25 protein-coding genes are annotated in these 22,370 nt (G+C 65.2%); 9 read left to right on the plus strand and 16 right to left on the minus strand.

Annotated features, from left to right (window positions below):
- Positions 1-100 precede the first annotated feature (100 nt).
- On the plus strand, positions 101-2,209 hold the full coding sequence (locus tag ACQ5SA_RS03800) for a TonB-dependent receptor family protein (protein WP_499312747.1): 2,109 nt from the start codon (positions 101-103) through the stop codon (positions 2,207-2,209).
- A gap of 45 nt (positions 2,210-2,254) precedes the next feature.
- Here the strand turns inward: ACQ5SA_RS03800 and ACQ5SA_RS03805 are convergent, their stop codons facing one another.
- The 4 genes from ACQ5SA_RS03805 to ACQ5SA_RS03820 are packed head-to-tail and all read right to left on the minus strand — an operon-like array spanning position 2,255 to position 4,833.
- Positions 2,255-2,770, minus strand: a complete 516-nt coding sequence (locus ACQ5SA_RS03805; RefSeq protein WP_499312748.1) for a hypothetical protein — start codon at positions 2,768-2,770, stop codon at positions 2,255-2,257.
- 17 nt (positions 2,771-2,787) lie between these two features.
- Complete coding sequence (locus ACQ5SA_RS03810; RefSeq protein WP_499312750.1) at positions 2,788-3,654, minus strand: hypothetical protein; 867 nt, start codon at positions 3,652-3,654, stop codon at positions 2,788-2,790.
- A 55-nt stretch (positions 3,655-3,709) separates the two neighbouring features.
- Positions 3,710-4,459, minus strand: coding sequence for a hypothetical protein (locus tag ACQ5SA_RS03815; RefSeq protein WP_499312751.1), 750 nt, complete (start codon positions 4,457-4,459; stop codon positions 3,710-3,712).
- Positions 4,456-4,833 carry a VOC family protein gene (locus tag ACQ5SA_RS03820; RefSeq protein ID WP_499312752.1) on the minus strand — a complete coding sequence of 126 codons (378 nt, stop codon included), beginning with the start codon at positions 4,831-4,833 and terminating at the stop codon, positions 4,456-4,458. The genes ACQ5SA_RS03815 and ACQ5SA_RS03820 overlap by 4 nt, the downstream gene beginning before the upstream one ends.
- On the opposite strand from ACQ5SA_RS03820, the gene ACQ5SA_RS03825 reads away from it, so the two are divergent.
- The gene (locus tag ACQ5SA_RS03825; protein WP_499312754.1) at positions 4,832-5,308 is read left to right on the plus strand and encodes a hypothetical protein; all 477 of its coding nucleotides are present in this window, start codon (positions 4,832-4,834) and stop codon (positions 5,306-5,308) included. The two genes, ACQ5SA_RS03820 and ACQ5SA_RS03825, sit on opposite strands and share 2 nt — an antisense overlap.
- A gap of 12 nt (positions 5,309-5,320) precedes the next feature.
- On the opposite strand, the gene ACQ5SA_RS03830 is transcribed toward ACQ5SA_RS03825, so the two are convergent.
- Entirely contained in the window at positions 5,321-5,896 is a 576-nt protein-coding gene (locus tag ACQ5SA_RS03830; protein ID WP_499312755.1) for a TetR/AcrR family transcriptional regulator, read from the minus strand.
- Positions 5,897-5,964: 68 nt separating this feature from the next.
- Here ACQ5SA_RS03830 and ACQ5SA_RS03835 point away from each other — a divergent pair, with 68 nt between their 5' ends.
- Positions 5,965-6,510 carry a thioesterase family protein gene (locus ACQ5SA_RS03835; protein WP_353099496.1) on the plus strand — a complete coding sequence of 182 codons (546 nt, stop codon included), beginning with the start codon at positions 5,965-5,967 and terminating at the stop codon, positions 6,508-6,510.
- A gap of 39 nt (positions 6,511-6,549) precedes the next feature.
- On the opposite strand, the gene ACQ5SA_RS03840 is transcribed toward ACQ5SA_RS03835, so the two are convergent.
- Both ACQ5SA_RS03840 and ACQ5SA_RS03845 read right to left on the minus strand, forming a co-directional pair.
- The gene (locus ACQ5SA_RS03840) at positions 6,550-6,981 is read right to left on the minus strand and encodes a hypothetical protein (protein WP_499312756.1); all 432 of its coding nucleotides are present in this window, start codon (positions 6,979-6,981) and stop codon (positions 6,550-6,552) included.
- A 63-nt stretch (positions 6,982-7,044) separates the two neighbouring features.
- A complete protein-coding gene (locus tag ACQ5SA_RS03845) occupies positions 7,045-8,172 on the minus strand; it encodes an agmatine deiminase family protein (RefSeq protein WP_499312760.1) in 1,128 nt (375 codons plus the stop codon).
- 144 nt (positions 8,173-8,316) lie between these two features.
- Here ACQ5SA_RS03845 and ACQ5SA_RS03850 point away from each other — a divergent pair, with 144 nt between their 5' ends.
- Positions 8,317-9,177 carry a LysR family transcriptional regulator gene (locus ACQ5SA_RS03850; protein WP_499312762.1) on the plus strand — a complete coding sequence of 287 codons (861 nt, stop codon included), beginning with the start codon at positions 8,317-8,319 and terminating at the stop codon, positions 9,175-9,177.
- 71 nt (positions 9,178-9,248) lie between these two features.
- Here ACQ5SA_RS03850 and ACQ5SA_RS03855 read toward each other — a convergent pair whose 3' ends face one another.
- Positions 9,249-10,040, minus strand: a complete 792-nt coding sequence (locus ACQ5SA_RS03855) for an SGNH/GDSL hydrolase family protein (protein ID WP_499312766.1) — start codon at positions 10,038-10,040, stop codon at positions 9,249-9,251.
- Between the two features lie 49 nt (positions 10,041-10,089).
- Positions 10,090-11,058 carry a DUF2268 domain-containing putative Zn-dependent protease gene (locus ACQ5SA_RS03860; protein WP_499312770.1) on the minus strand — a complete coding sequence of 323 codons (969 nt, stop codon included), beginning with the start codon at positions 11,056-11,058 and terminating at the stop codon, positions 10,090-10,092.
- Positions 11,059-11,198: 140 nt separating this feature from the next.
- On the opposite strand from ACQ5SA_RS03860, the gene ACQ5SA_RS03865 reads away from it, so the two are divergent.
- A complete protein-coding gene (locus ACQ5SA_RS03865; RefSeq protein ID WP_499312772.1) occupies positions 11,199-12,182 on the plus strand; it encodes a hypothetical protein in 984 nt (327 codons plus the stop codon).
- A 13-nt stretch (positions 12,183-12,195) separates the two neighbouring features.
- On the opposite strand, the gene ACQ5SA_RS03870 is transcribed toward ACQ5SA_RS03865, so the two are convergent.
- The 4 genes from ACQ5SA_RS03870 to ACQ5SA_RS03885 all read right to left on the minus strand — a co-directional run bounded on the left by ACQ5SA_RS03870 (position 12,196) and on the right by ACQ5SA_RS03885 (position 16,497).
- Positions 12,196-12,519 (minus strand): hypothetical protein, encoded by a 324-nt coding sequence (locus ACQ5SA_RS03870; protein WP_180166485.1) that lies wholly within the window; start codon positions 12,517-12,519, stop codon positions 12,196-12,198.
- A 139-nt stretch (positions 12,520-12,658) separates the two neighbouring features.
- Positions 12,659-13,420, minus strand: coding sequence for a hypothetical protein (locus tag ACQ5SA_RS03875; RefSeq protein WP_499312776.1), 762 nt, complete (start codon positions 13,418-13,420; stop codon positions 12,659-12,661).
- Positions 13,421-13,542: 122 nt separating this feature from the next.
- On the minus strand, positions 13,543-16,005 hold the full coding sequence (locus tag ACQ5SA_RS03880) for a S9 family peptidase (protein ID WP_499312780.1): 2,463 nt from the start codon (positions 16,003-16,005) through the stop codon (positions 13,543-13,545).
- 156 nt (positions 16,006-16,161) lie between these two features.
- Entirely contained in the window at positions 16,162-16,497 is a 336-nt protein-coding gene (locus ACQ5SA_RS03885; RefSeq protein ID WP_230111914.1) for a hypothetical protein, read from the minus strand.
- Between the two features lie 728 nt (positions 16,498-17,225).
- Here ACQ5SA_RS03885 and ACQ5SA_RS03890 point away from each other — a divergent pair.
- From ACQ5SA_RS03890 to ACQ5SA_RS03905, 4 genes are all read left to right on the plus strand, one after another.
- The gene (locus ACQ5SA_RS03890) at positions 17,226-17,732 is read left to right on the plus strand and encodes a hypothetical protein (RefSeq protein WP_499312786.1); all 507 of its coding nucleotides are present in this window, start codon (positions 17,226-17,228) and stop codon (positions 17,730-17,732) included.
- Between the two features lie 13 nt (positions 17,733-17,745).
- Positions 17,746-19,176: an XVIPCD domain-containing protein gene (locus ACQ5SA_RS03895; protein WP_499312789.1), complete on the plus strand. Its 1,431-nt coding sequence runs from the start codon at positions 17,746-17,748 to the stop codon at positions 19,174-19,176.
- Between the two features lie 64 nt (positions 19,177-19,240).
- Positions 19,241-20,017, plus strand: a complete 777-nt coding sequence (locus ACQ5SA_RS03900; protein WP_499312791.1) for a HipA family kinase — start codon at positions 19,241-19,243, stop codon at positions 20,015-20,017.
- Entirely contained in the window at positions 19,995-20,387 is a 393-nt protein-coding gene (locus tag ACQ5SA_RS03905) for a DUF3037 domain-containing protein (RefSeq protein ID WP_499312795.1), read from the plus strand. The genes ACQ5SA_RS03900 and ACQ5SA_RS03905 overlap by 23 nt, the downstream gene beginning before the upstream one ends.
- Positions 20,388-20,391: 4 nt before the next feature.
- Here the strand turns inward: ACQ5SA_RS03905 and ACQ5SA_RS03910 are convergent, their stop codons facing one another.
- From ACQ5SA_RS03910 to ACQ5SA_RS03920, 3 genes are all read right to left on the minus strand, one after another.
- Positions 20,392-20,775 (minus strand): energy transducer TonB, encoded by a 384-nt coding sequence (locus tag ACQ5SA_RS03910; RefSeq protein WP_230111904.1) that lies wholly within the window; start codon positions 20,773-20,775, stop codon positions 20,392-20,394.
- Between the two features lie 47 nt (positions 20,776-20,822).
- Positions 20,823-21,284 carry a DUF4952 domain-containing protein gene (locus tag ACQ5SA_RS03915; protein ID WP_230111902.1) on the minus strand — a complete coding sequence of 154 codons (462 nt, stop codon included), beginning with the start codon at positions 21,282-21,284 and terminating at the stop codon, positions 20,823-20,825.
- A gap of 130 nt (positions 21,285-21,414) precedes the next feature.
- Complete coding sequence (locus ACQ5SA_RS03920) at positions 21,415-22,323, minus strand: LysR family transcriptional regulator (RefSeq protein ID WP_230111900.1); 909 nt, start codon at positions 22,321-22,323, stop codon at positions 21,415-21,417.
- Between the last annotated feature and the right edge of the window lie 47 nt (positions 22,324-22,370).

Below are 22,370 nucleotides of genomic sequence, written 5' to 3' on the forward strand. Positions count from 1 at the left end.
CGGGCACGGGCGCGGCGCTACACATACGCACCCGGTGGGTGACGTACCGCACCCGACCTGTTAACTTGCGCGCCTGTTTTTTGGTTTACAGACTGTCCGCATGCCCTTCCTGCCGTATCGCCTCACCCTCTCCCCGCTGTCGCTGGCCGTCCTGCTTGGACTCGCCACCACCGCCCAGGCCGCCCCGCAGGCCACCACCCTCGATGCGGTGCAGGTCACTGCCGCCGATGCCAGCGCGCAGGCGCGCGAGGCGCTCAAGCGCGTACCAGGCGCCAGCAACGTCATCGATGTGGCCAAGGCTGACAGCCGCCTGTCCAGCAGTGCCGATGTGCTGGCCTACCAGCCGGGCATCAGTGCGCAATCACCGGGCAACGAAGGCACCAAGGTGTCCATCCGCGGCTCCGGCATCAATCGCGGCCCGGGCGCACATGCATCCGGCATCGCGGTATCGATCGACGGCCTGCCGCTGACCGGTCCAGGCGGCACGCCTTACGAACTGCTGGAACCGCTGTGGCTGTCGCGCGTTGAGGTCCTGCGCGGGGCGAACGGCTTCGAACGCGGCGCGCTGGCGCTGGGCGGTGCCATCGACTACATCAGCCGCAGCGGCCGCGATTCGGCCGGCGTGCAACTGCACTACGAAGCCGGCAGCCGCGGCTACCAGAAGCGCGGCCTCAGCTGGGGTGGCGTAAGCGGCGACGTCGATTACTTCCTGGCTTATACCGATACCGAATTCGATGGCTACCAGCGCCATGCGTCCGGCGATGGCAAGGGCGCGATGGCCAACATCGGCTGGCAGATCACCCCCGATCTGCAGACCCGCTTCTTCGTGCGCTACCGCGAAACCAACCACGAAACACCCGGGCGCCTGACCCGCGAACAGATCCGCAACGATCCGCGCGCGGCGAACCCGGCCAACCTGGCCATCGATGCGCGCCGTCCGCAACCGGGCAGCACCTGGGTGGGCAATGTGACCACGCTCCAGATCGACGAGGATTCCTCGCTGCAGGCCGGGCTGGTCTATCACAAGTATCCGATGGACTTGAACGAAAGCCTGTACCGCCAGCAGCTGGACTACGCCAACCTCAACGCCACGCTGGACTACCGCCGCCGGCACACGCTGTTCGGTTTGGACAGCGAGACCACCATCGGCCTGCGCGTTACCCATGACCTGGATGCCGATGTGCGCGAGTCGCTGCGCTTTGCCAACAACGGTTATGCCGCCGGCACCCGCACGCGCGACTTCCGCCACCACGGCACCGACAGCACGCTGCATATCGGCAACAACCTGGCCGTGAATGAGCGCCTGCGCGTGCAGACCGGTTTTGCGCTGATCAACACCCGCCGCGATGTGCAGGTCACCTGGCCGAGCAGTGGTGGCCGCCTGCGCGACCGCGACTGGGACTACGCCCCGCGCGTGGGCTTCACCTGGCAGCAGACGCCGCAGACGCAGTGGTTCGGCAACCTCAGCCGTTCGGTGGAAGCGCCACATCCGTGGTCGATGATCTGGGGCTCGAACCAATACTTCGGCGCCGGCAATGGTCCATCCACCGGCCGCCAGCGCGCGCCGGTGCCGATGCAGAACCAGACCGCCACCACGCTGGAACTGGGTGCACGCGGCGACGCCCCGCTGGGCCGCTGGGAACTGACCGGCTACTACGCGCACGTGAACCACGAGCTGCTGAGCGTGGAACTGCAGCCGGTGCCGAACCTGTTCATCGCAGAGAACAATGCCAGCCCCACCGTGCACCGTGGCATCGAGGCCGGTCTGGACAGTACTTTGTGGCAGGCCGCAGCTGGCCGTTTGTCACTGCGCCAGGCCTATACCTTCAGCGACTTCCGCTATCGCCATGACACGCGCTTCGGCAGCAACCGCCTGCCCGGTCTGCCGCGCCATGCCTACCAGGCCGAACTGCGCTTCGACCACGCCTCGGGCCTGTATGCAGCACTGAACACCGAATATGCGTCGCGCATCGCAGTGGACTACGCCAACAGCTACTGGGCCGACAGCCACGCCATCTTCGGCAGCCGCATCGGTTACGACGCACCGGGCGGCCGCTGGCAGCTGTGGGCGGAGATGCGCAACATCGGTGACCGCCATTACGCAGCCACCGTCACCCCGGGTTACAACGATGCCGGCAAGGACGTGGCGCGCTCAACACCTGGCGAAGGCCGCGGCGTGTACGCGGGCGTGCGCTGGCGCTTCGACTGATTCCAGCAGGCGGCGCCGGACGTGATCCGGCGCCGCGACTCCAGGTCAGCCGATGCGCCACGCAGGCAGGCGCTCACTGCGCTTCCAGATGGATGGCGCAAAGGCGATCAACACCATTGCCGCCAGCCACTTCGGCGACGTACTGAGCAGCGTCGACGTCAACGCTGCATCCAGCGGAGCGGCGTCCTCCTGCCAAGGGTTGTAGCCGAGGTAGATGATGCTGCCTGCCCACCACAGCAGCGCCACCCCCAGCCCCACCAGCAGCAGCGCCGTCGTGCGGCAGGTCCAGCGCTGGGAGGTCGTGCCCCACTCGCGGGAAACGGCCACCAGCAGGGCAACCACCAGCAACGACACCAGCGCTACCAGGCCGATATCCACCTTGTGCCCGATACGCTCATAGGTACAAGCGCGGCATTGGGCTTCTTCGGCGGCCGCCTCCGTTGTGGGCGCGGTCGCTGTAGGCCCTGACTGGGCCAGCACCACGAAGGGCATCAACAGGGCGAACATCGCCACCATCAACCAACGACCGAACTTCCTGTTACTGCGTGCAGCGACATCCATGCGCTTCTCCTTTGCGATCAAAATTGCCTGTGTTTGGGCCACGGTGCGTGACCCTGACGAATACCCCAAAGCGCTAGCTCGGTTCTCTCCAGAACCCAGCGCCCATCTTCCCGATGGAACAGGATTCGAGCGCGGTAGCCCCCATCGCTGGCGCAATAGCCGTTGGCCACGGCAATCATTGCCCATTGATTGTCTGTGCTGAAAACGGGCATCGACAGATGGACAATCAGGTGTCCGCCGTACCGGTCCCCGTCCCTGCATCCGTCGTTTCCCTGCTTCTGGATCAGCTGCAGGTGCTCCAGGCTCATGTGGGGAGTTCCCACCAGCGCAGCGTCCGGCACCCGGACGCTGCGTCGGTTGGCCAGCGGCAACTGCGCCACCAACTGCCTGCGCAATGCGTACATATGCCTGTCATCGGTCCATGTGACCAGATCATCGTTGTCCTGACAGACCTGCATTCGATTTCCCGGCCAGCAGTAGGGCAGCGTCCGCTCGATCACCACCATCCGTTCGTCCACCGGATCGGTCAAACGGGGCTGAAACCGTGGTCGCCACCTGTCCACGGCAGCCGCCGCGTTGCTGTCCAGAACGGGTACCGTGGCAACGTCCTGCACCGTAGATTGCGCAGGTAGCTGCAGGGCCGAGCGCGCCATCGGATCTTTCATCACCATCGGTATTGGCTTGGGAGGAGGCGGGACCAGGGGGAACCTGATCGCCAGCGCCATCACCCCAGCCTGCATCTGGGCAGTTCCGAGGTTGACCGCAGCGGCCCCCACGGACCGGTTCTGCCAGGGCCGAACGCTGCAGGCCAGTGCCAACAGCAGCACTACAGCCAAGGCCGTGCTGATCACCCATATACGCTTCCATGCAATGCGCTTGCGCATGACCGAACCGGATTGAAGGAGAGGACGTGACTTTGCGATGGCTGACGTACCGTCGTTACAACGCCTTGAACACCTGCACCAGACTGACCGCACCGGGCGCCAGCTCCTGCGCAAGCCAGCCCAGCGCGGCGAAGAACACCAGCAGGCCCAGCAGCGGCCAGATCGTATGGGACAAACACAGCCGCCACCAGCCCTGCTCCTGCATGCCCTGCATACGCTTGTACAGACCACCGGCGATGGCTGCATCCACCAGCAGCTCGGCCATAAGTACCGGCGCCGACCAGACCACCCAGACACTGGCCAAGAGCACCGTAGCCACCAACGCGATGATGCCCAGAATGGCCAGCAACGGCAGGCCTGCCTCGCCGTCGGCTACGTCCAGCAACGACGTGCTGTCGGCACTCGTGCTGGAGGACGCTGCGGATTCACCCCACGAGGCGGACGCGCCACCCCCGCCAGAACGCCCACCACTGCCGCTCCACGGCGATCCCTGGCTGCCACCGCCACCGGGCCCGGAGCTCAATCCGTCGGCCACCGCATCCCAGCGCCAACGGATCCAGACCCACATCAGCAGCAGGAACACGCCATACGCCATCAGCACGGCCAGTGGATAGCGCAGCAGCATCTCATCCATGCCCGCCAGGCGCAGCACGTGCGAGGCAAGGAATCCGGCAGCGCCGGTGAGCACGACGATCAAGGCCATCTGCAGCCGCGGCCAGCCACGATGCTGCAGCTGCCGGCGTGCACGCATCGCTTCGGTGCTGCGGCTGCTCGGCAGGGAAACGGTCGGGCGTCGGTTGCTCATATCGCCGCCTTGGTCACTGCCTCGATGCGATGGCCATCAGGATCGATCACGAAGGCGGCGTAGTAATGGTCGCCGTAATCCGGGCGCAGGCCCGCAGTTCCGTTGTCCTGGCCTCCGGTTGCCAAGGCAGCACGATGAAAGTCATCAACGGCTGCACGCGTGGTTGCCGCCAGCGCCAGATGGAAGCCAGGTCCCGGCGCGACCGCATCGTCGCGCAGTTTCAGGCAGAGCAGGTCTTCATCATCGACCAAGCCATAGCCGATTGCGGTGTCGTCTTCGAAAACGCGGCGATAGCCAAGGGCTGCGAGTGCCGCATCATAGAAGCGGCCGGCAGCGTCCAGATCGCGGACACCCAGCGAGAGGTGATGCAGCATGCAGACATCCTTGCCAAGCACGCGCGGGCTGCGCTGGCAGGATTCTACCCTGCCGTGGCGGCGCGTCTACAGTCCTCATCCAATCGCATTCCCGCAGGCCCCAAGGCAACCGCAGCATGGTGTAGATCCTATATTCTGGGCAGCCACGGAATGGATCGGCCCCAGCATGCAAGCGTCCCAGTTCACCCGCCCTGTCGCCAGCGTGATGTTCCTGCCGATGATCGGTCTGGCGGGCTGGGGATCGTGGTTCGGCACCTATTGCTTCAGTGACGGCTGCCTGGGCGTATTTGCGCTGTGGCTTGCCGCACTGGCGGCCTTCGTTCTGCAGGCCCTGCTGATCTTGCCCCTGCACGCCTGGGCACTGAAAAGGCAAGGCGCCGACGCAGCCCGCCGTTATGCGCGCTGGCTGGGTGCATCGATCATCGCCGTGCTGTTACCGATGTTTGCAGGTTGGGCCTACATGTTCTTCAAGTAGACCGTGCAACGCTCAGCGGTGTGATGCAGCCCGCAGCAGCTGCGCTGCCACCTGATCGAACGGGGCAATGTCCTGCAGTGCGCGGCTCATCGCCACCGCCCCTTCCACGCTGGCAATCACCAGACTGGCCAGGCCGGCTGCCTGGACAGGCGCGTGTCCATCGGCAACGAACGCGGCGGTCAGATGGCCCTGCCACCGGGCGAACACTTCGGCGGCCGCCGCACGTGGCTGGCTCGGCGTGGCATCCACCGGCTCCTCGACAGCCGCCGCCAGCACCGGGCAGCCGGCGCGAAAACCGGTGCGCAGCAGGCGCTCGCGCCACAGCGCCAGGAACTGCTGCAATCCCTGCACCGCACCGCCCTTCAGCAGCTCGATCAGCAGCGCCTCCACCTTGTCGCCGGCCATGATGGTGGCCCGTGCCAGCAGTTCCTGCTTGCCGCCCGGGAAGTGGTGATACGTGGACCCCAACGGCGCTTCAGCCAGCTTGGTCACTTCGCGGATGCTGGTGGCATTGAGGCCCACCCGCGCGAGCATCTCCGCCGCGGCATCGATCACACGCTGAGGGGCATCGGATGATCGTGGGCTCACGGCGGCTCCTTGCTAAGACAGTCGTCATAGACTAGCGTATCGACCGTTCTATAACAGTCGTAATAACCATGAATCTCTGGTTCCGCCTGCTCCACCTGCTGCTGTGCAGCCTGTTCCGACCGAAGCTGGACGCGCCATTCGGGGTCTCGCGCCTCTCCTTCCGGGTGCTGCCCAACGACCTGGACAGCAACCTGCACATGACGAACGGCCGCTACTGGAACATCTTCGATCTGGGCCGGCTGGACCTGATCCTGCGCATGGGGCTGGGCAAGGTGGCGCTGCGTGAGAAGTGGGCGCCGATCGTTGGCGCCGGCACCATCCAGTTCCGCCGCGAGCTGAAGCCGTTCCAGCGTTTCACCCTGGAAACGCGGCTGGTCGGCTGGGTCGGCACACGCGGCATCATGGAGCAGCGCGTGCTGATCGGCCCGGAGCAGAAAACCGCCACGCGTGCACTGCTGATCACCGGCATCTACGACCGCCGCGCACGTCAGTTCGTCGGCATGCCGCAGATGATGGAATCGATCGGCGTGGTTGCTCCGCCCTCGCCGGCCCTGAGCGTGGCAGCGGAGGCACTGCTGGCTGCGGATGCAGCACTGAAGCGCGACGATGCATGAGCAACACGACCCGTGGCATACGCCGGCACCGTCAAGCGTTCAGCGGAGCACCTGTACCAATCCGACCACGCCAGCAGCCACACCTGCCAGCATGATCGAATAGATCAGCCACACCGGGCCGCCCTGCGCGTAACCGTAGGTCACCAGCGCCTCACGGATCGGGCGACGTGACACCCAGGAAACCAGTACCAGCGCCAGCAGCGCAGAACCGCAGCTGATGCCCATACCCAGCAGCAACGGACGCGAATCGGTATGGGCGTAGTGGCCCAACGGCCAGATCAGCAGGCTGCCAGCGATCCCAAGCAGGAACAACGCGTTCGCACTCCATACCGCAACACGATGCCTGCGCCGCAGATACGTCAGGCTGCGGCCGCGGTAGTGGCTTGGAAGCCGCTCAGCGGCTCGCCGCGCAATGACCGTGGCGATACTGCCACCGACCATGCCACTCCAGACCGCAGTATCCAGATCCATTCGTCACTAGGCATGCCACTGTTGCCACATCATGGCATGGCGTCGGCAATGCCGCTAAGGACCTTACCCGACCTTCGGCATGTTCTTGGTCACGCAGTGGATGCCGCCGCCACCGCCGGCAATCGCATCGATGTCCACCTGCTCGATGGTGCGACCGGGATACAGGTCTTCCAGCAGTTCACGGCAGTAACCATCCGCCTTCGCGTCACCAAACTGCGGTGCAATCACCGCACCGTTGATCGGCAGGTAATTGATGTAGCCCCGGGCCAGATCGTCATTGTCGCGGGTATGCACATTGTCACGCCCACCCAGCGGCGGCGGCAGCGTATGCACCTGCAGCCTGCGACCATCGGCATCGGTGGCCTCGCGCAGGATCTGCAGATGCTCACGGGTCAGATCGTAATCGTACGATTCCGGGTCGTTGTCCAGGTTGGCGATCACCACGCCGGGGCGCACGAAGCGTGCGTAGAAATCCACATGCGCATCGGTGATGTCTTCGCCAGCGATGCCGGGCAACCAGATCACCTTGCGCAGGCCCAGGTGGTGCTTCAACTCTGCCTCGATGTCCGCACGCGACCAGCCCGGATTGCGGTTGCGGTTCACCCAGCAGCTTTCGGTCAGGATCGCGGTGCCGTGGCCATCGACTTCGATGCCACCACCCTCGCCCACCAGATCGCTTTCCAGCAACGTCGCGCCGGTCATCTGCGCCAGCCACGGTGCTACTGCGCCATCGTTGCGTGCACTCTGCTTGCCGCCCCAGCCATTGAAGTTGAAGTCGACCAGGCCGAGCCTGCCGCTGTCGTCGGTGACGAAACAGCCGCCGTAGTCGCGCACCCAGATGTCATCCAGCGCCACGTCGAGGAACTCGATGTTGTCGTTGCCGCAGCGCTCCTGCGCCTGCCGGCGCTGCGCGGGACGGCACAGCACGCTGACCGGCTGATGGCGGGCGATGGTGCGCGCCAGCCGGGCCACAGCACTGTTCACTGCATCGGCCTGCGCCCCCCATACCCGCGGCTGTGCAGCGAAGGCCAGGAAAACGCGTTCCTGCGGACCGTGCTCATCGGGCATCTGCCACCCGGCAGGTGCAGCGGCACGGGAGCGGACGGGCAGTCCGGTCAGACCCAGCGCGGCCAGGCCGCCCAGGCCGGCAGTTGCGGCGAGTTGGGTAATGAAATGGCGTCGGGTAGACATGACAGGCTCCAGAGACGGACCGTGAAGTCCAGCTGATCAGTTCAAGCGCACCGACTGATGCGCGACAGACCCATGTTGCCCTTGCTTATGGATGAGAACAAACGATAGATTCAGCGGGAATACGATCAGCCAGGCTTATCAATCATGCTCAAGCATTGGCCCCCATTGAACGCCCTGCGCGGCTTCGAAGCCGCCGCCCGGCTCGGCAGCTTCCATCGTGCCGCCGAAGAGCTGCACCTTAGCCAGTCTGCCATCAGCCAGCAGATCCGCGGGCTGGAGGACTCCCTGGAACAACCGCTGTTCTTCCGCCAGGGCCGCAGCGTGACCCTCACCGATGCCGGCATCGACCTGCTGGAAACCACGCAGTCGCTGCTGCGGCAGCTGGCCAGTGGCATCCGTCGGCTCGATCAGTACCGCAAGCCGAATCAATTGATCGTCAACACCAGCCCCGCCTTCGCGCGCCACTGGCTGGTACCGCGGCTGGGCGACTTCCGCCGTCAGCATCCGCAGGCCGATCTGTGGCTGCTGACCAGCGAAGAGGCGCCGGACATGACCGCGCAGACGCTGGACATCAGCATTCGCGATGATCTGCAGGCACAGGCGCATTGCGAGCATCGCGTGCTGCTGCAGGACCGGCTGTATCCGGCCTGCCACCCCAGCGTGCTGACGCTACCCATTACCGAGCGCAGCACCCTGCATGGCGAGCGCGAAATGGACTGGAGCCAGTGGCAGGTGCAGGGCGGTGCCGACGTCGGCCAGCAGCGCGAAGGCCTGAATTTCTCCGAGCCAGGACAACTGCTGGATGCCGCCTGCCAGGGCCTGGGCATCGCACTGGTCAGCGAACTGTTGGCCGCACCGGCGCGCACGCAGGGCCTGCTGGAGCCGCTGGATGAGGCCTATGTGCGCGGACCGCGCTGGAGCTGGTTGCTGCACGAGGACAGCGCCCGCGATCCGCTGGTGATGCGGTTCTGTGAGTGGCTGCTGGCCGAGCTTCCGATAGGCTAGTGCCGGCCGCTGGCCGGCAATCCGTTCTGCATGCAGGTTGAGGTTGCCGGCCAGCGGCCGGCACTACCATCTCAGCGCTTGGGCGCGTTCGCCTGCGCGCGCTTGATCGCCGCCTCGGCCAGCGGTGCCATCAGCGCATAGCCCTTCGCCGTCGGGTGCACGCCATCGGTTGCCAACTGCGCATCCAGTCCACCGGCACGATTGGCCATCGCTGCGTAATAGTCCAGATAGACCAGACCGCGTGCGTCGGCATGGCGCTTCAGCGCAGCATTCAATGCACGCACCTTGGGCGCAGGCGCGATGCCCGGCATCCACGGGTACTCGCTGACCGGCAACACCGACGCCATCACCACCGCGATGCCATGCGCCTTCGCCACGTCCAGCATGGCCTGCAGGTTGTCCTCGATCATCGCCTGTGTGGCCGGACCGGTATTGCCCGCGATGTCATTGGTACCGGCCAGTATCACCACCACGTTCGGGCGCAGCGCCAGCACATCCTGCGAAAAGCGCACCAGCATCTGCGCGGTGGTCTGCCCGCTGATGCCACGATTGATGTAGTCCTTGCCGGGGAAGAAGGTGTTGCTGCCTTCCACGCCCCAGCCTTCGGTGATCGAATCGCCGAAAAACACCACGCGCGGGTGGCCGGCCAGCGGTGGCGGCAATGCGGCATTGGCCGCGCGATACTTCTGCAGCTGCGGCCAATCAGAAAGGCGCTGCTGCATGAAACGCACTTCGTCCGGCTGCACCTGCTCGACCGGCTTGGTCAGCAGCGGATTGCTGGCCGCCTGCACCATCACTGGCGTGGCCAACGCTGCCATGAGCAGACCGGCCGGCAGCCAGACCATCGAAACCATCCTGCGCATGAGCATCCTCCGCTATCGACCAGGGCAGTCTAGCGCGGCCTGCGGAGGGTCATCTTGCCGATGCAGCCGTCCTTGCCGCCACTCCCGTCACCTTGGCCGGCATCCACATGCCCGGCGTCCAGCCACTGACCTCCAGGATCGCTTTGGCGTCTTTCTGCTGGATCAGCGCGCGCACAGCATCGCGCTTGTTGTCGGCCTGCAGGTAATACGCCTTGGCGATGCGATAGCCCACCCAGTAACCGAGGTCGTAGGGCTCCAGCGAACCCGGCGTGTGGTTGTACAGCCAGGGCTTCAGATCGGTGCTGTCCGCCTCCAGCGCGAACGCGCTTTCGATATGCACTTCCTTGCCCCGCGTCCACCCGGCATGCCGACCATTGCCGACGTTGCCGGAAATCAGCTCGGCGATGAATTCGGCGATCCCCTCGCCCAGCGACTCGCGCAGCACCGTCGCGCGCGGGTCGCCCGCTTCGTACTCGCTCACGCCGGTCTGCTGGATATGCACGTACTCGTGCGCGATCACGTGCACAAAGCGGTCCTGCGCATTGGCGTTCATGAAGTCGGCCGCGCACAGCGCTTCCAGGCCGATCACCACCCCGTCCGGGTACGTCATGCCCACCGGCTTGCCGCGCCCCACCACGATCGCTACCGGCGGCAACTTCGCCTGCGGGTAGATCGCCTGCAGATTGGCGAACACCTGCACCAGTCGCTGCCGCACCGCCGGCAACTCCGCCAGACAGGCCCGCCCATTGGCATACACCGCAGGCTCGCGCGCCATCGCCTCGGCCATGCGTTCGGCGGTCACCCGGCGCAGCTTCGCGAACTGGGCCAGGCTCGGCGTGCCCTGTGCCAGATACTGCTCCAGCTGGGCCACGCTGGGCTTGCCGCGGGCAGCCTCGTACAGCGCGTAGAAGCGGGTGGCATCGGCGGTCAGGATTTCCGGTCCCGGCGCAGCCGCTTGAGTAGTGCCGACCACCCCGCCGAGGGCCAGGGCAAGCAGGCAACGCAACGACACGAACATGGCTCCGTCCTTGGTGGAGTGCACGCGAAGCGCGCAATCTATCACCGTGGCAGCGCATGCGCTGCCGTATCGTGCAACGCCCTCCCCTGCTGTGCCAGACTCGCGGCGAGCGGCTGCCATGGAAGCAAGGGGAAGACAGGATGATGATCGTTCCAGCGTACTGGGCCGAAGCCCGTCTGCAGGACAGGTACAGGGGCCGGCCAGTGGTGGTTCGCCGGTTTGGCTGGTCCGACGACGACCAGGATGCCGCACAGGCCCACGCCGATGCGCGTGCACGCGAAGCGCTTGATGACATCCTCAGCGGCCAGGCCGTGCCGCGTCGCGAGCGACGGACCAACTACGGTGTCGAGGGCATTCCGATCCGCGAGCAGATCGTGCAGCGCAGGGATGATGTCATTGTCACCCGCAACAGCTACGGCGCGCTGTGCCTGAACACCCCCGACGTACTGTTTGCCGACATCGACCATGTGCCCACTCCGTCGGGCTGTGCTTTGCCGCTGCTCGGTGCACTCGGGCTGCTGGCAGCCGGTGCGCTGATCGGCGGGGCCCTGGGCAACTTCAATATCGGCTTGGCGGCCGGCGGCATCGCGATGGTGGTGGTCAACCAGATCCTGTCGGGGCGGCGCAAGCGACGACTGGCCCGGTCCGGCGGCGCCGAAGGCATCGTGCTGCAGCGTGTGCAGGCGTTCGTCGAACACCATTCCGACTGGCACCTGCGTGCCTATCGCACCCCCGCCGGGCTGCGCGTGCTGGCGATGCATGCCACGTTCGAACCACAGGATGCGCAGGTGCATGCCTTCTTCAAGGCTCTAGGCACCGACACGTTGTATGCGCGCATGTGCACGCTGCAGCATTGCTTCCGTGCGCGGCTGACACCGAAACCGTGGCGGCTTGGCATCATCGCCCGCATCCGTCCGCCGGTGGCAGCCTGGTCGGCCGAGCAGGCCAGCAACCCCGACCGTCTGGCGTGGATCGCCGAGTACGAAAGGAAAAGCGCCGGCTTCGCTGCATGCGCCTATGTGCGCAGCTTCGGTAACGAGCGTCGTGTGGACGCCAAGGCCGAACGCGTGCGCGACCTGCACGATCGGATGTCGCGTGCATTGGACAACCTGCCGTTGGCATGAGCGCGGGTCGCGCTCAGCGGCCGCCCTGCACGAAGGGCTGGCCCGCCAGCGTGGTTCCCACCTGCAGAGCGACCTGCTGCCCATCTTTGGCGAAGGTGCTGCTGCAGTTGTTGCCGCCCTTCTGGCAACCCACTTCCGGGAAACCCTCCAGTGCTTCGGGCGCATCGCGTGGCGGGCTCGCCTGCCACCCTGCGGCATCAAGCAGTCGCTTGGCCTTGGTATAGGGCATGCCGGGGGTGATGCCCAACGCTGCCAGTTCAGCCGGCAGCGGCTGGGCGAATGCAGCGCACGGGACAACGGACATCGACAGCGATACGGCGAGGATGAAGGCCTTCATGGAGCGAACCCGTAGCAGACATCAGATGCGCAGCGTACCGCAGCTTTGTGGCCGCTCCATGCCTGCATCACAGATGGTTACGCAACACCCACAGGGGGATACTGGCGCCGGCTGTGCCGTCGCAGTTCAAGTCCCCTGTTCATGGTCCGGTCGTGCACTTCAATGCCTCCAGCGCAAGCTCCTGCTTCAAGCGATGCTGCAGCCAGGCGTTTCTGAAGCGGGCACGCGTGGCCTCCCCTTCTGGAAGCAGTCGGGTCAACGCGTCACTCAGCGCGGGGCGCCACTGATCCGGCGCGAGCGCCAGGGTCTGCTGATTTTCCTGCCCAGTTGACACCTGCTTCCATGGCAGCATCAGCGCCTTCTGCGATCTCGACAGGAACACCACATCAGGTTTGCCTTGGCGGCGCACTGTCACCGACATCACCGGATAATCGTCAGTCCACGCCACGCCGTCCCCCTTGAAGTGCTGCCGCACCCGCTGGTGCAGCCCTTGGACAGTCAACGTCCGACGGGCCCACGCCTGCTGATCGGCGAATGTGCACGATGCCGGAGGCACTGACCTCAGTTTCGGATCCAACTCCGGCATCGCGGCGCGATCAAGGCGGGCGGCAATCAGACTGATCGCGGCCTCCTTGGACAGCGGGGCAGCACCAATAGCCGCCTCGAACGCTTCGACGGCAGCGGCCGGCAATACCTGCTTGGGCAATTCCTGGTTTCCCGCCGAATCTGTGACACGAACACGCGTGGTGATTCCACGTACGTCGCGCTCGATGCGCCAGTGCTCCGAAACACCTCCCCAGCCGGACCATTCGTAGGCCACATCGATGTGCATGGGCCCATCGGCTGCAGCAGCCATGGCGGCGGGACACAGGGCTGCGACAACGAGAAACCACGCCTTCATGAGACTCCTTGGAAAGCAGGTTCTGTGGAGAATGCGGTCATCCTGTAGAAGCAACCGGGCATGGCTCGGCGCTACACGAAGCCTGAAACAGAAAGGCCGCCCCGGAGGGCGGCCTTTCCGGATTACTTCGCGTTCTTCACGTAAGTGTCGAACCAGTTGAGCATTTCATACACCAGCTGCTCGTTCGACTCCAACGCGGTGTACCAGTGCGGCTCGTTCGGCAGCATCACCAGGCGGGTGGTGCCACCATTGCCACGGATCGCCTGATACAGCTTGCGCGACTGGAACGGCTCGGTGCCCGGGTTGGCATCGTCCTCACCATGGACCAGCAGCAGCGGCAGCTTGATCTTGTCGGCGTAGAAGAACGGCGAGGCCTTCAGGTACACATCCTGCGCCTGCCACACCGAGCGGCGCTCGTTCTGGAAGCCGAACGGGGTGAAGGTCTTGTTGTACGAGCCACTGGTTGCCACGCCGGCCTTGAACAGGTTGGTGTGGGCGATCAGGTTGGCGGTCATCAGGCCACCATGGCTGTGGCCGGTCACGCCGATGCGGTTGCGGTCGACCACGCCCAGTTCCACGGCCTTGTCCACCGCTGCCTTGGCATCGGCTTCCAGCTGCTCCAGATAGGTGTCGTAAGCGTTTTTCGGGTCACCCACGATCGGGAACGAGGCGTTGTCGATGATCGCGTAGCCGGCCAGCAGCATCAGGCGGTACGGCTGCAGACGGGTGAAGGTCTGCTGCGAACCGGACACCTGGCCGGCCTGTGCGGCATTGGCGAAGTCGGCCGGGTACGCGTACAGGATCGCCGGCACGCGCTGGCCTTCCTTGTAGCCCGGCGGCGTGTACAGGGTGAACGACAGGTCCACGCCATCGGCGCGCTTGTAGGTCACCAGGCGCTTCTGGATCTGCCGCACTTCCGGGGTCGGGTCGACCAGCTTGGTCAACGCAGTGGGCTTGGACTCGAACTGCGCTTCGCCGGCCTTGGCATTGTCGATGCGCTCGCCGAGCAGACGCACGAACGCGTTCGGCGGGTCCATCACCGACTGGTGCCAGGTGACCAGATGGCCCGGCGTGGCACTGAAACCGATGACCTGCTCATACGCATCCGCATCGCTGCGGAACAGGCGTTCGCTCTTCAACGTACCGAGGTTGAGCGCATCCAGGAACGGACGGTCGCCCTGCGGCGAGGCACCCTGCCCGCGCAGGAACACGGTGTTGCCTTCCTGGCGTACCACCGGCGCACCGCTGGGCAGGCGCTTGAACACCAGGTTACCCGGGTTGCCGTACAGCTCATCGCTGGACATGTCCCACAGCAGTCGCCCTTCCTTCTTCGGCTGGTCCACATCGACGATGCGGGCCTGCATCCAGTGGCGGTTCTCGTCGTTCTCGAACTGGAACGACACGGCCGGGTCGGCCGACCATGCAAAGCCCTCGAAACGCTGTGCGGTCCGGGCGACTTCCACCGGCTTGCCGGTGAACGGCGCCTTCAGCATCAGCACGCGATCGCGATGCGGCACGCTCACCTTCCAGTCGCCCTTGTCCAGCGCTTCGGCATAGACCAGGGTTGCCGGGTCGGTGGAGCGCCAGTCGTAACCTCGCGGGCCTTCCGGCACGCCGTGTACCGGCACGCGATCGGCCAGCGGCAGGCTGGCCAGAACCGTGTTGCGGCCATTGCCGAGGTCCAGCACCGCCACATCGTTGGCAAAGCGCTGGTAGGTGACCGCATGCGAGAACGGCGCCTTCAGGGTTTCGGTCAGCACATGCACGCCATCGGGTGCCGCGTTGACATCGTTGTACAGCGCCGGCTGGCCAACCGGGCGCACGCTGCCGGCAGCGGCATCGACCACCGCCAGCTGCGAAGCACCGTAGTAAGCGAACAGCTTCTCATCGTGCACGCTGGTCAGCGTGTCGCGCGCTTCATAGGTGCTGCTCTCGCCACTGCTGCCCAGCGATTCCTGCGCGTCCGGACCGGTGGGTGTACCGCCGTTGGACGGCGCCGCCCCCTGGTTGGCCGGCACCAGCTTCACCAGAAGGCTCTGGCTGCCACCCAGCCACTGCACGGTGCTGCCGAAAATGGGGTTCAGCTGCACGTTCGGCACCTGCTTCACCTGGCCGGTGGCCGCGTCGCCCACCCACAGCTGCACGCTGGTATCGACCGCATTCTGGAAGGCGAAACGGCTGCCATCGGCCGACCACTGCGCGGCCCCTGCGCAGCCCTGCGGCAGGTTGACCTTGGTGCTCTTGCCACTGACGATCTCGACCAGGGTGAAGTCGGCCACACAGGCCGGAATGCCATAGCCGCCGGGGGTGTCGTGGCGGCTGCGGTTCTTTGGTTCCAGGCGTACGCCGGCCAGCTTCAGGTACGGCTGCGCCACCCGGGTGATGGACGGATAGGTCTGCGCGGTGGTCAGCAGCAGGCGCTGGCCGCTGGGGTCGATGTTCGGTGCCGGCGGCGGCGGGGCCTTGAGTACCTTGAGCAGGTGTTCCGGCGGCTTGGCGTAGTCGGCAAGTGCCGGGCCGGCGGCCAGCAGGCCGAGCGTGGCAACGGCAACGGCCGCCGCCAGAGAGGTACGACGGATGAGCATCCTTTTCCCCTGGAGTGAGTTGGGTACCCGCACTGCGGGCATGGGCCGAATCTAACACCCCCGGCCCAGCGGGAAATGGGCCGGAAGGGCTAGTCGCCCCATCCTGCAAAGCGTGGCCCTGCCTGGCCCGGCCCACTCCCTGGATGCCCTTCCCACTTACTGCCGTGCGTGCAGCTCCCAGGTGGACAGATAATCGGGATCGATCACCGTCACACCACTGGACCGCAACTGGTACTCACCCGGCGCGGCCGGCAGGTACTGGTCCAGCATCGGCGGCAGGTAGTGCTCATGCCCGTCATCCCCATCGGCCAGCACCAGCCCCTCCTCGGCGCTGACCCGCAGCACGGTGCCGGCAAACTGCTCCAGCCCCTGTACCTGGCCATCGCCACCAAAACGGGTAACGCCCACCAGTACCAGCTTGCCAATCATCTGCGCGGCCTTGGCATCATCCAGATCCAGGGGCGGCAGGGCTCCTCTCGATTCGTTGCTCATCGTGCACCTCGGAAGCCTGCGTGGACATCGTGGACGAGATGCGCGCCCAGTGCTGCAAAGGAAACAGCATCGTGGGGCGACTCGCATGCATGTAGTGGCTCTGCGCACTGCGGGATGCAGAGCCAACCATCGGTGCTCAACTCACGGAAGAATTCTGTCTGAGGCTGCATGAACCGCAGCAGCGGTTTCAGCATGTTCGCCAACACCAGCACATGCTGCCTGGGCAACAGGCCGGTTGCTGATGCGGTAGGTGTACGCGTGAACAGGACTGTGCATCGCGGGCCTCCTTGCCGGGGGAGTGGCCTCGCAGGGCCACGTTCAACGCTGCGCAAATGTGCTGAAAACGAGCTGGCGAGTGCCGGTCGTGGGAAAGCGGCAGGGACGCCTGCTACGTAAGGCCACGCCTGCGCTTGATCGTCTACACGGTTGGATGCTGCCACCGCTGACGGAATGGCGAAGTGAAGAAAATTCCGCGGCATCCGGGCCGGGCAACGCCGCTTGCAGCAAATGTCAGAGCCGAACGCGCCCTGCCCCGTTTCCAGCAATCGTCAATTCCATTTAACCTGTGATTCACCTGGCCCACTTTAGGGTCAGCGCTCAACATGCAGGGAACGCTTATGTTTGGGTACGCATTCACACGGCCGTGGGCAATTGCCCTATGTGCGGCCTCGCTCTGCGCCTGCACACACGTGACTGATCGTTCGTCGACTTCTCAAGGACCCGCTACCATGGCATCGACTGCCTCCGACGCCGCAACGCCGTCTGCACTCAGGGCAGACCAACTCCTGTTGCGCCTGCTGGATCTGATCAAGGACACCACCTCCACCCGGGAACTGACCCTTGAACGGGTATCGCAGGCCATGCAGGCGCCCGCACAGCGTTTTGGCCCGGGGCACTTCGGCTACGGTGGCACGCTCACTCCAGAGTGGAGCTACGGCCTGGAGGTCAAGAAGGCTGGCGCCGCCGATGCGCGTCTCGATCTCAATTTCATCGACACCACCGCCGACCGCAAAGCCAACGCAACGGCGATCTGCGAGGTCGACTTCAATCAGTTCGCCTCGGCTCTGCAGGCCGCGGGCTTCAAGCGTGAAACCATCCGCGGCGAGCACGGCCGGGTCATCCATGACCGTTTCGATCGTCCAGACCAGAGCATCACGGTCGATACGCTGCCAGAAAACCCGACCCCATCCGGCGAACCGGCACATGCCTGTGTCCGCCTTGTGACCGTGCAGTAAGGAGCACCGCACCATGCCTACGCTTTCAGCGGATACGGAACGCCTGCTGACCGAATTTGCAGGAGAACCCGATGTAACGACCGATCAGGTCGACAACCTTCGCAAGGCCATCGCCAATTCTCCCGCACTGGCAACCCAGGTCGACGCGGCCATCGCCGCCGGCCACCTGCAGCACTTTGAGCTGCTGCCTGCCGACAGCAATGTGGGCGGCGAGTACGACGGCGGCACAAAGGCCATCCGCCTGCCGGCATCCAGTCTGTCCACCCCGGCAGCCCCGGACAGGCACAACGCTGCAGAGCTGACCTTCATCATGGGCCATGAGATCCAGCACGGGTTCAATGACGCAGCGACAGAGCGGGCCTATAAGCAGTTTGAATCCGATATTGCGGACGTTGCCGCGCGCGATTCGACCCACGACTACACGCAAGCCATCGGTTCCATGCTCGCAGCCAACCGGCGCGACGAGGCATCGGCGAACATCGAGGGCTGGAATGCGCTGGTAGGCATGGTCAAGACCGCCAACCCGGACGCCACGCTGGAGGATGTCTACGAAGCAAGTACCCGCGCCAAGGAATTCGTGCGCGTGCAGCCCGGCCCGCCAATGACCTATGCCGCGCATCCGGACCTCACGCTCAATGCAGACCTGAGCATGACCGCCACTGCCGCCAACATCGAGGGCATGGGCAAGCACTACTACGACGAAGGTGTGTCGTCCGGGCTGGGGCCCAACGGCAATTCGGACTACCAGAATTTCTACGGTGCTTATGCGATCGGCCGTGCCTGCGAGGAAGAAGCCAGAAACCCGGCACCCGATGGCATCAGCAGGATGTCGGTGAACATGGCACAACTGGGCCTGCAGGAAAGCCTGCTGGAACAGAACGGCCTGTCTCTGGGTGAGGGCAGTCTGCCACGGCAGCCCTACTTCGATACCAGCACCTCGCCGTCCACGCTGCATTATTTCGACCACACCGAGGGCACCTACGCGCACATACCCATCACCGCGCAGGCGACCGCCACTCCCTCGGCCGAGGCGCAGGTTGCGTTGGCGGGCGGCAACGACCGTGCCCTGCACGATCAGATCCGCGGCAAGGTGGCAGAGTTGGATGCCGCCAACGGCCGCAGCTTTGACGCCTCCAGTGAACGCCTGAGCGCGAGCCTGCTGGTGCTGGCCCGCGAGAACGGCCTGGACCGCGTGGATCATGTGGTGCTCAGCCGCCAGGCCGGCGACGTCGCTGCGGCACAGAACGTGTTCGTGGTGAAGGGCGCACTGGATGATCCTGCGTCGCTGCGCGCATCGGCAGCCACGGCTGAAGCCGCACAGCGGCCGGTGCAGGAAAGCCTGGACAGCCTCGCCATCGTCAACCAGCGCCAGGCTGACCACGCCTCGCAGGAACAGACACGCCAGCAGGTGCAGGAACAGCAGCGCGGCGCACTGTCGCACTGAGGTCAGGGACGGCGCCGGGCATTGCTCGGCGCAACCCAGGCATGGGCCACGCTAGAATGCGCGCATGCGTACCGTCCATGCCCTCCGCTACATCACCCCCTTGCGGGAAGGTGGCTCACTGCCTGCCGTGGTCGAGACCGACGACGACGGCATGGTCGTACTCAAGTTTCGTGGTGCCGGCCAAGGGCCCAAGGCGCTGATCGCCGAGCTGATCGCAGGCGAGATGGCACGCGCGGTGGGCCTGCCGATTCCGGAGATCCTGTTCGTCGAGCTGGACAGCGAGTTCGCCCGCACCGAGCCGGACCCGGAGATCCAGGACCTGATCCGCGCCAGCGAAGGCCTGAACCTGGGCCTGGATTACCTGCCCGGTGCGATCAACTACGACCCGGCGGCGATGCCGGTGGACGCTGACCTGGCCTCGCGCATCGTCTGGTTCGATGCGTTCACCAGCAACGTCGACCGCACAACGCGCAATCCCAATCTGATGGTGTGGCATCGCAAGCTGTACCTGATCGACCACGGCGCGGCGATGTACTTCCATCACGACTGGGCCAACGCCGGAGACGCCTGCGAGAAGCCCTTCGTGCTGATCCGCGACCACGTGCTGCTGTCGTTCGCCAGCCGCATCGCCGAGGTCGATGCCGAACTGGCCGCGCGCCTGTCGGATGCGGAAATCGAGCGCATCGTCGGCCTGGTACCGGACAGTTGGCTGATTGATGAGCCAGCGTTCGATAGTCCCGACGCCTATCGGCAGGGCTACATCAACTACCTGAAGCATCGCCTGAAGGTGCGAGCGGTATTCGTGCAGGAGGCCATCCGTGCCCACGCTGCACACGTATGACTATGCCGTCATCCGCGTGGTACCGCGGGTGGAGCGCGAGGAATTCATCAACGTCGGCGTGATCGTGTCCTGTCCGGGCGCACGTCACCTGGAAGCGGCAATCGAGATCGACGCCGCGCGCCTGCACGCCTTCGCGCCTGCGCTGGATATTGAAGCGCTGCAGCCGTGGCTGGATGCCATCGTGGCGATCTGCCGGGGAGATGCCGACGCCGGCCCGATCGCGCAGCTGCCTGCGCGCGCGCGCTTCCATTTCCTGACCGCCAAGCGCAGCTCGGTGGTGCAGATGTCCAGCACGCATGTGGGTCGCACGGCGGACCCGGCGGGCGTGGTCGAGCACCTGATGACGAAGATGGTGCGGGTGCCGACCTAGTGCCCTACTTGCCGCCGCCCCAGCGTGCGGTCATTTCGCTGCGGATCGGCGTGCGCTCGGTGTTGCTGTCCGTTGCAGTGAAGCGCATCGCCTTGACCGCATTCAACGCCCAGCCGCTGAAGGCCGTTGACGGCTTGGCATCCACCACCTTTACGTCGTAGGTGCGGCCGCGCTTGTTGATCGAATAGGCCACGGTCACCTCCTCTGCGAACTGCACACGCCCGGGATCGGCGTTCAGTCGTGGGCGGAACGAGCCCTCCACCGGCTTCCAGTACGTCAGCGCTTCGGTCTGCTGCAGCTGCAGCGGCTCGGGAGATGCGGCGATGGCCATCGGACTCATCGCCAGGGTCAGCGCGATCGCAGCAACGCGGAGCAGCATCGGAGGCATGGTTGTCATTCCTTGTACGCCTATGGTCGGCACCCAAGCCTACGCCATCACGGGCTTTTCCGGTTCACCGCTACGGTCACCGCGAAGTAGGGAATCCCGCTCCACTGCCCGCGCGAATGGTGCAGCGATTCCACACCCATGCCGATCTGGTAGTTCACGCTGCCGGGCTGCTCGCGCCAGAAATAAGGCGCGCCGTTGCTCCAGCCACAGCAGACATACGTCAATGGCGGCATGCCGAAGGTCTGCTGCAGATAGGCTTCAATCCTCGCCGCCGACGCACCGCTGACGCGATACCGCGCTTCCATCGGCTGGATGTAGGAAGCGTCGTCCTGCGTGCAACCGACGTATTCCAGTTCGGCGGGTTTTCGACCCATCGCCTGCAGGAAATCCTGGCAGACGGTGTCGGGTCGGGCCAGGCCTTCGGCACGGCCGTGCACCTCCCACTCGGCGATCGCAGCGGCGGGCGTCTGTGCGTTGGCAGTGACAATGCTGCCGATCAGCAGCAACAACCCAACGCCGCATCCGAGGCGGACAGAACAGGACGCGGAAAGATGCAACACGGTGATGGCGGATCCTCTGCAGATGGGGCGGGACGTCATCGTAAACGAGCGACGCCACCACCCGCTGCGCACGCTTCGATCAGCGCGCACGCGCCATGCTCTGTTCGGTGAAGCGCGCCACGCAGAAATCCAGGAAGCTGCGCAGCTTCGCCGTCACCTGGCGATGGTGGGGATACAGCAGGTTGATCGACGTGGATACGGGCACGAATCGAGGCAGCACCTCCACAAGTTCGCCGCTGGCCAGAACGGCAGCCATCATCTCGAACGGCTGCAGGATCAGTCCCAGCCCACCGACCGCGGCGGTCAGCAGCGGCTCGGCCTGGTTGACCATGAAGCGACTGGAGACCGGCACGGTCAACACGCCGCCCTGTGGGTCATGGAAGCTCCACCGCGTACGGATGACCGAGTGGGCGAAGCCCAGGCATTCGTGCCGGCTCAGGTCCTGCGGGTGGACGATCGGTGGCCGTGCGGCCAGATAGCGGGGTGCAGCGCACAGCGCCAGCGGGTACGGTCCCAGCCGCCGCGCGACCAGGCCACTGTCGGCGAGATCACCGGTGCGGAACACCAGGTCGTAGCCGTCTTCAACCACGTTGACCAGGCTGTTGGACAGGTTCAGATCCACCTGCACGTCGGGATACTGCTGCATGTAGGCCACCACCGCCGGTCCCAGCGCGTGCACGCCGAAGGTGACCGGCGCACTGATCCGCAGCCGGCCCATCGGTCGCCCGCGCGCGATCTCGGCCAGCTGCTCGGCACTCTCCACTTCCTCCAGGATGACCCGGGCGCGGGCCAGGTACGCCTGCCCGAAGTCGGTCAGGCTCTGCTTGCGCGTGGTGCGGTTGAGCAGGCGCACACCCAGATGCTGTTCCAGCGTCTGCACATGCTTGCCGACCAGTTGCGGCGACAGGTCCAGTGCCTCGGCAGCGGCGGAGAACGAGCCAACCTCGGCCACCTTGGCGAAGCTGCGCAGGGGTGCGATAAGGTCCATTGCAAACTATTGTTTTCCAATGAAACGCCAGATTACCCCTTCTTTCG

Origin of the sequence: Stenotrophomonas indicatrix (assembly GCF_050573115.1) — a bacterium.
Lineage (GTDB): Bacteria > Pseudomonadota > Gammaproteobacteria > Xanthomonadales > Xanthomonadaceae > Stenotrophomonas > Stenotrophomonas lactitubi_A.

Coding starts and splice junctions, on each gene's coding strand:
- ACQ5SA_RS03800 (WP_499312747.1), top strand. CDS start 101: ATGCCCTTCCTGCCGTATCGCCTCACCCTCTCCCCGCTGTCGCTGGCC.
- ACQ5SA_RS03805 (WP_499312748.1), bottom strand. CDS start 2,770: ATGGATGTCGCTGCACGCAGTAACAGGAAGTTCGGTCGTTGGTTGATG.
- ACQ5SA_RS03810 (WP_499312750.1), bottom strand. CDS start 3,654: ATGCGCAAGCGCATTGCATGGAAGCGTATATGGGTGATCAGCACGGCC.
- ACQ5SA_RS03815 (WP_499312751.1), bottom strand. CDS start 4,459: ATGAGCAACCGACGCCCGACCGTTTCCCTGCCGAGCAGCCGCAGCACC.
- ACQ5SA_RS03825 (WP_499312754.1), top strand. CDS start 4,832: ATGCAGACATCCTTGCCAAGCACGCGCGGGCTGCGCTGGCAGGATTCT.
- ACQ5SA_RS03820 (WP_499312752.1), bottom strand. CDS start 4,833: ATGCTGCATCACCTCTCGCTGGGTGTCCGCGATCTGGACGCTGCCGGC.
- ACQ5SA_RS03835 (WP_353099496.1), top strand. CDS start 5,965: ATGAATCTCTGGTTCCGCCTGCTCCACCTGCTGCTGTGCAGCCTGTTC.
- ACQ5SA_RS03840 (WP_499312756.1), bottom strand. CDS start 6,981: ATGGATCTGGATACTGCGGTCTGGAGTGGCATGGTCGGTGGCAGTATC.
- ACQ5SA_RS03845 (WP_499312760.1), bottom strand. CDS start 8,172: ATGTCTACCCGACGCCATTTCATTACCCAACTCGCCGCAACTGCCGGC.
- ACQ5SA_RS03850 (WP_499312762.1), top strand. CDS start 8,317: ATGCTCAAGCATTGGCCCCCATTGAACGCCCTGCGCGGCTTCGAAGCC.
- ACQ5SA_RS03855 (WP_499312766.1), bottom strand. CDS start 10,040: ATGCGCAGGATGGTTTCGATGGTCTGGCTGCCGGCCGGTCTGCTCATG.
- ACQ5SA_RS03860 (WP_499312770.1), bottom strand. CDS start 11,058: ATGTTCGTGTCGTTGCGTTGCCTGCTTGCCCTGGCCCTCGGCGGGGTG.
- ACQ5SA_RS03865 (WP_499312772.1), top strand. CDS start 11,199: ATGATGATCGTTCCAGCGTACTGGGCCGAAGCCCGTCTGCAGGACAGG.
- ACQ5SA_RS03870 (WP_180166485.1), bottom strand. CDS start 12,519: ATGAAGGCCTTCATCCTCGCCGTATCGCTGTCGATGTCCGTTGTCCCG.
- ACQ5SA_RS03875 (WP_499312776.1), bottom strand. CDS start 13,420: ATGAAGGCGTGGTTTCTCGTTGTCGCAGCCCTGTGTCCCGCCGCCATG.
- ACQ5SA_RS03880 (WP_499312780.1), bottom strand. CDS start 16,005: ATGCTCATCCGTCGTACCTCTCTGGCGGCGGCCGTTGCCGTTGCCACG.
- ACQ5SA_RS03885 (WP_230111914.1), bottom strand. CDS start 16,497: ATGAGCAACGAATCGAGAGGAGCCCTGCCGCCCCTGGATCTGGATGAT.
- ACQ5SA_RS03890 (WP_499312786.1), top strand. CDS start 17,226: ATGGCATCGACTGCCTCCGACGCCGCAACGCCGTCTGCACTCAGGGCA.
- ACQ5SA_RS03895 (WP_499312789.1), top strand. CDS start 17,746: ATGCCTACGCTTTCAGCGGATACGGAACGCCTGCTGACCGAATTTGCA.
- ACQ5SA_RS03900 (WP_499312791.1), top strand. CDS start 19,241: ATGCGTACCGTCCATGCCCTCCGCTACATCACCCCCTTGCGGGAAGGT.
- ACQ5SA_RS03910 (WP_230111904.1), bottom strand. CDS start 20,775: ATGCCTCCGATGCTGCTCCGCGTTGCTGCGATCGCGCTGACCCTGGCG.
- ACQ5SA_RS03920 (WP_230111900.1), bottom strand. CDS start 22,323: ATGGACCTTATCGCACCCCTGCGCAGCTTCGCCAAGGTGGCCGAGGTT.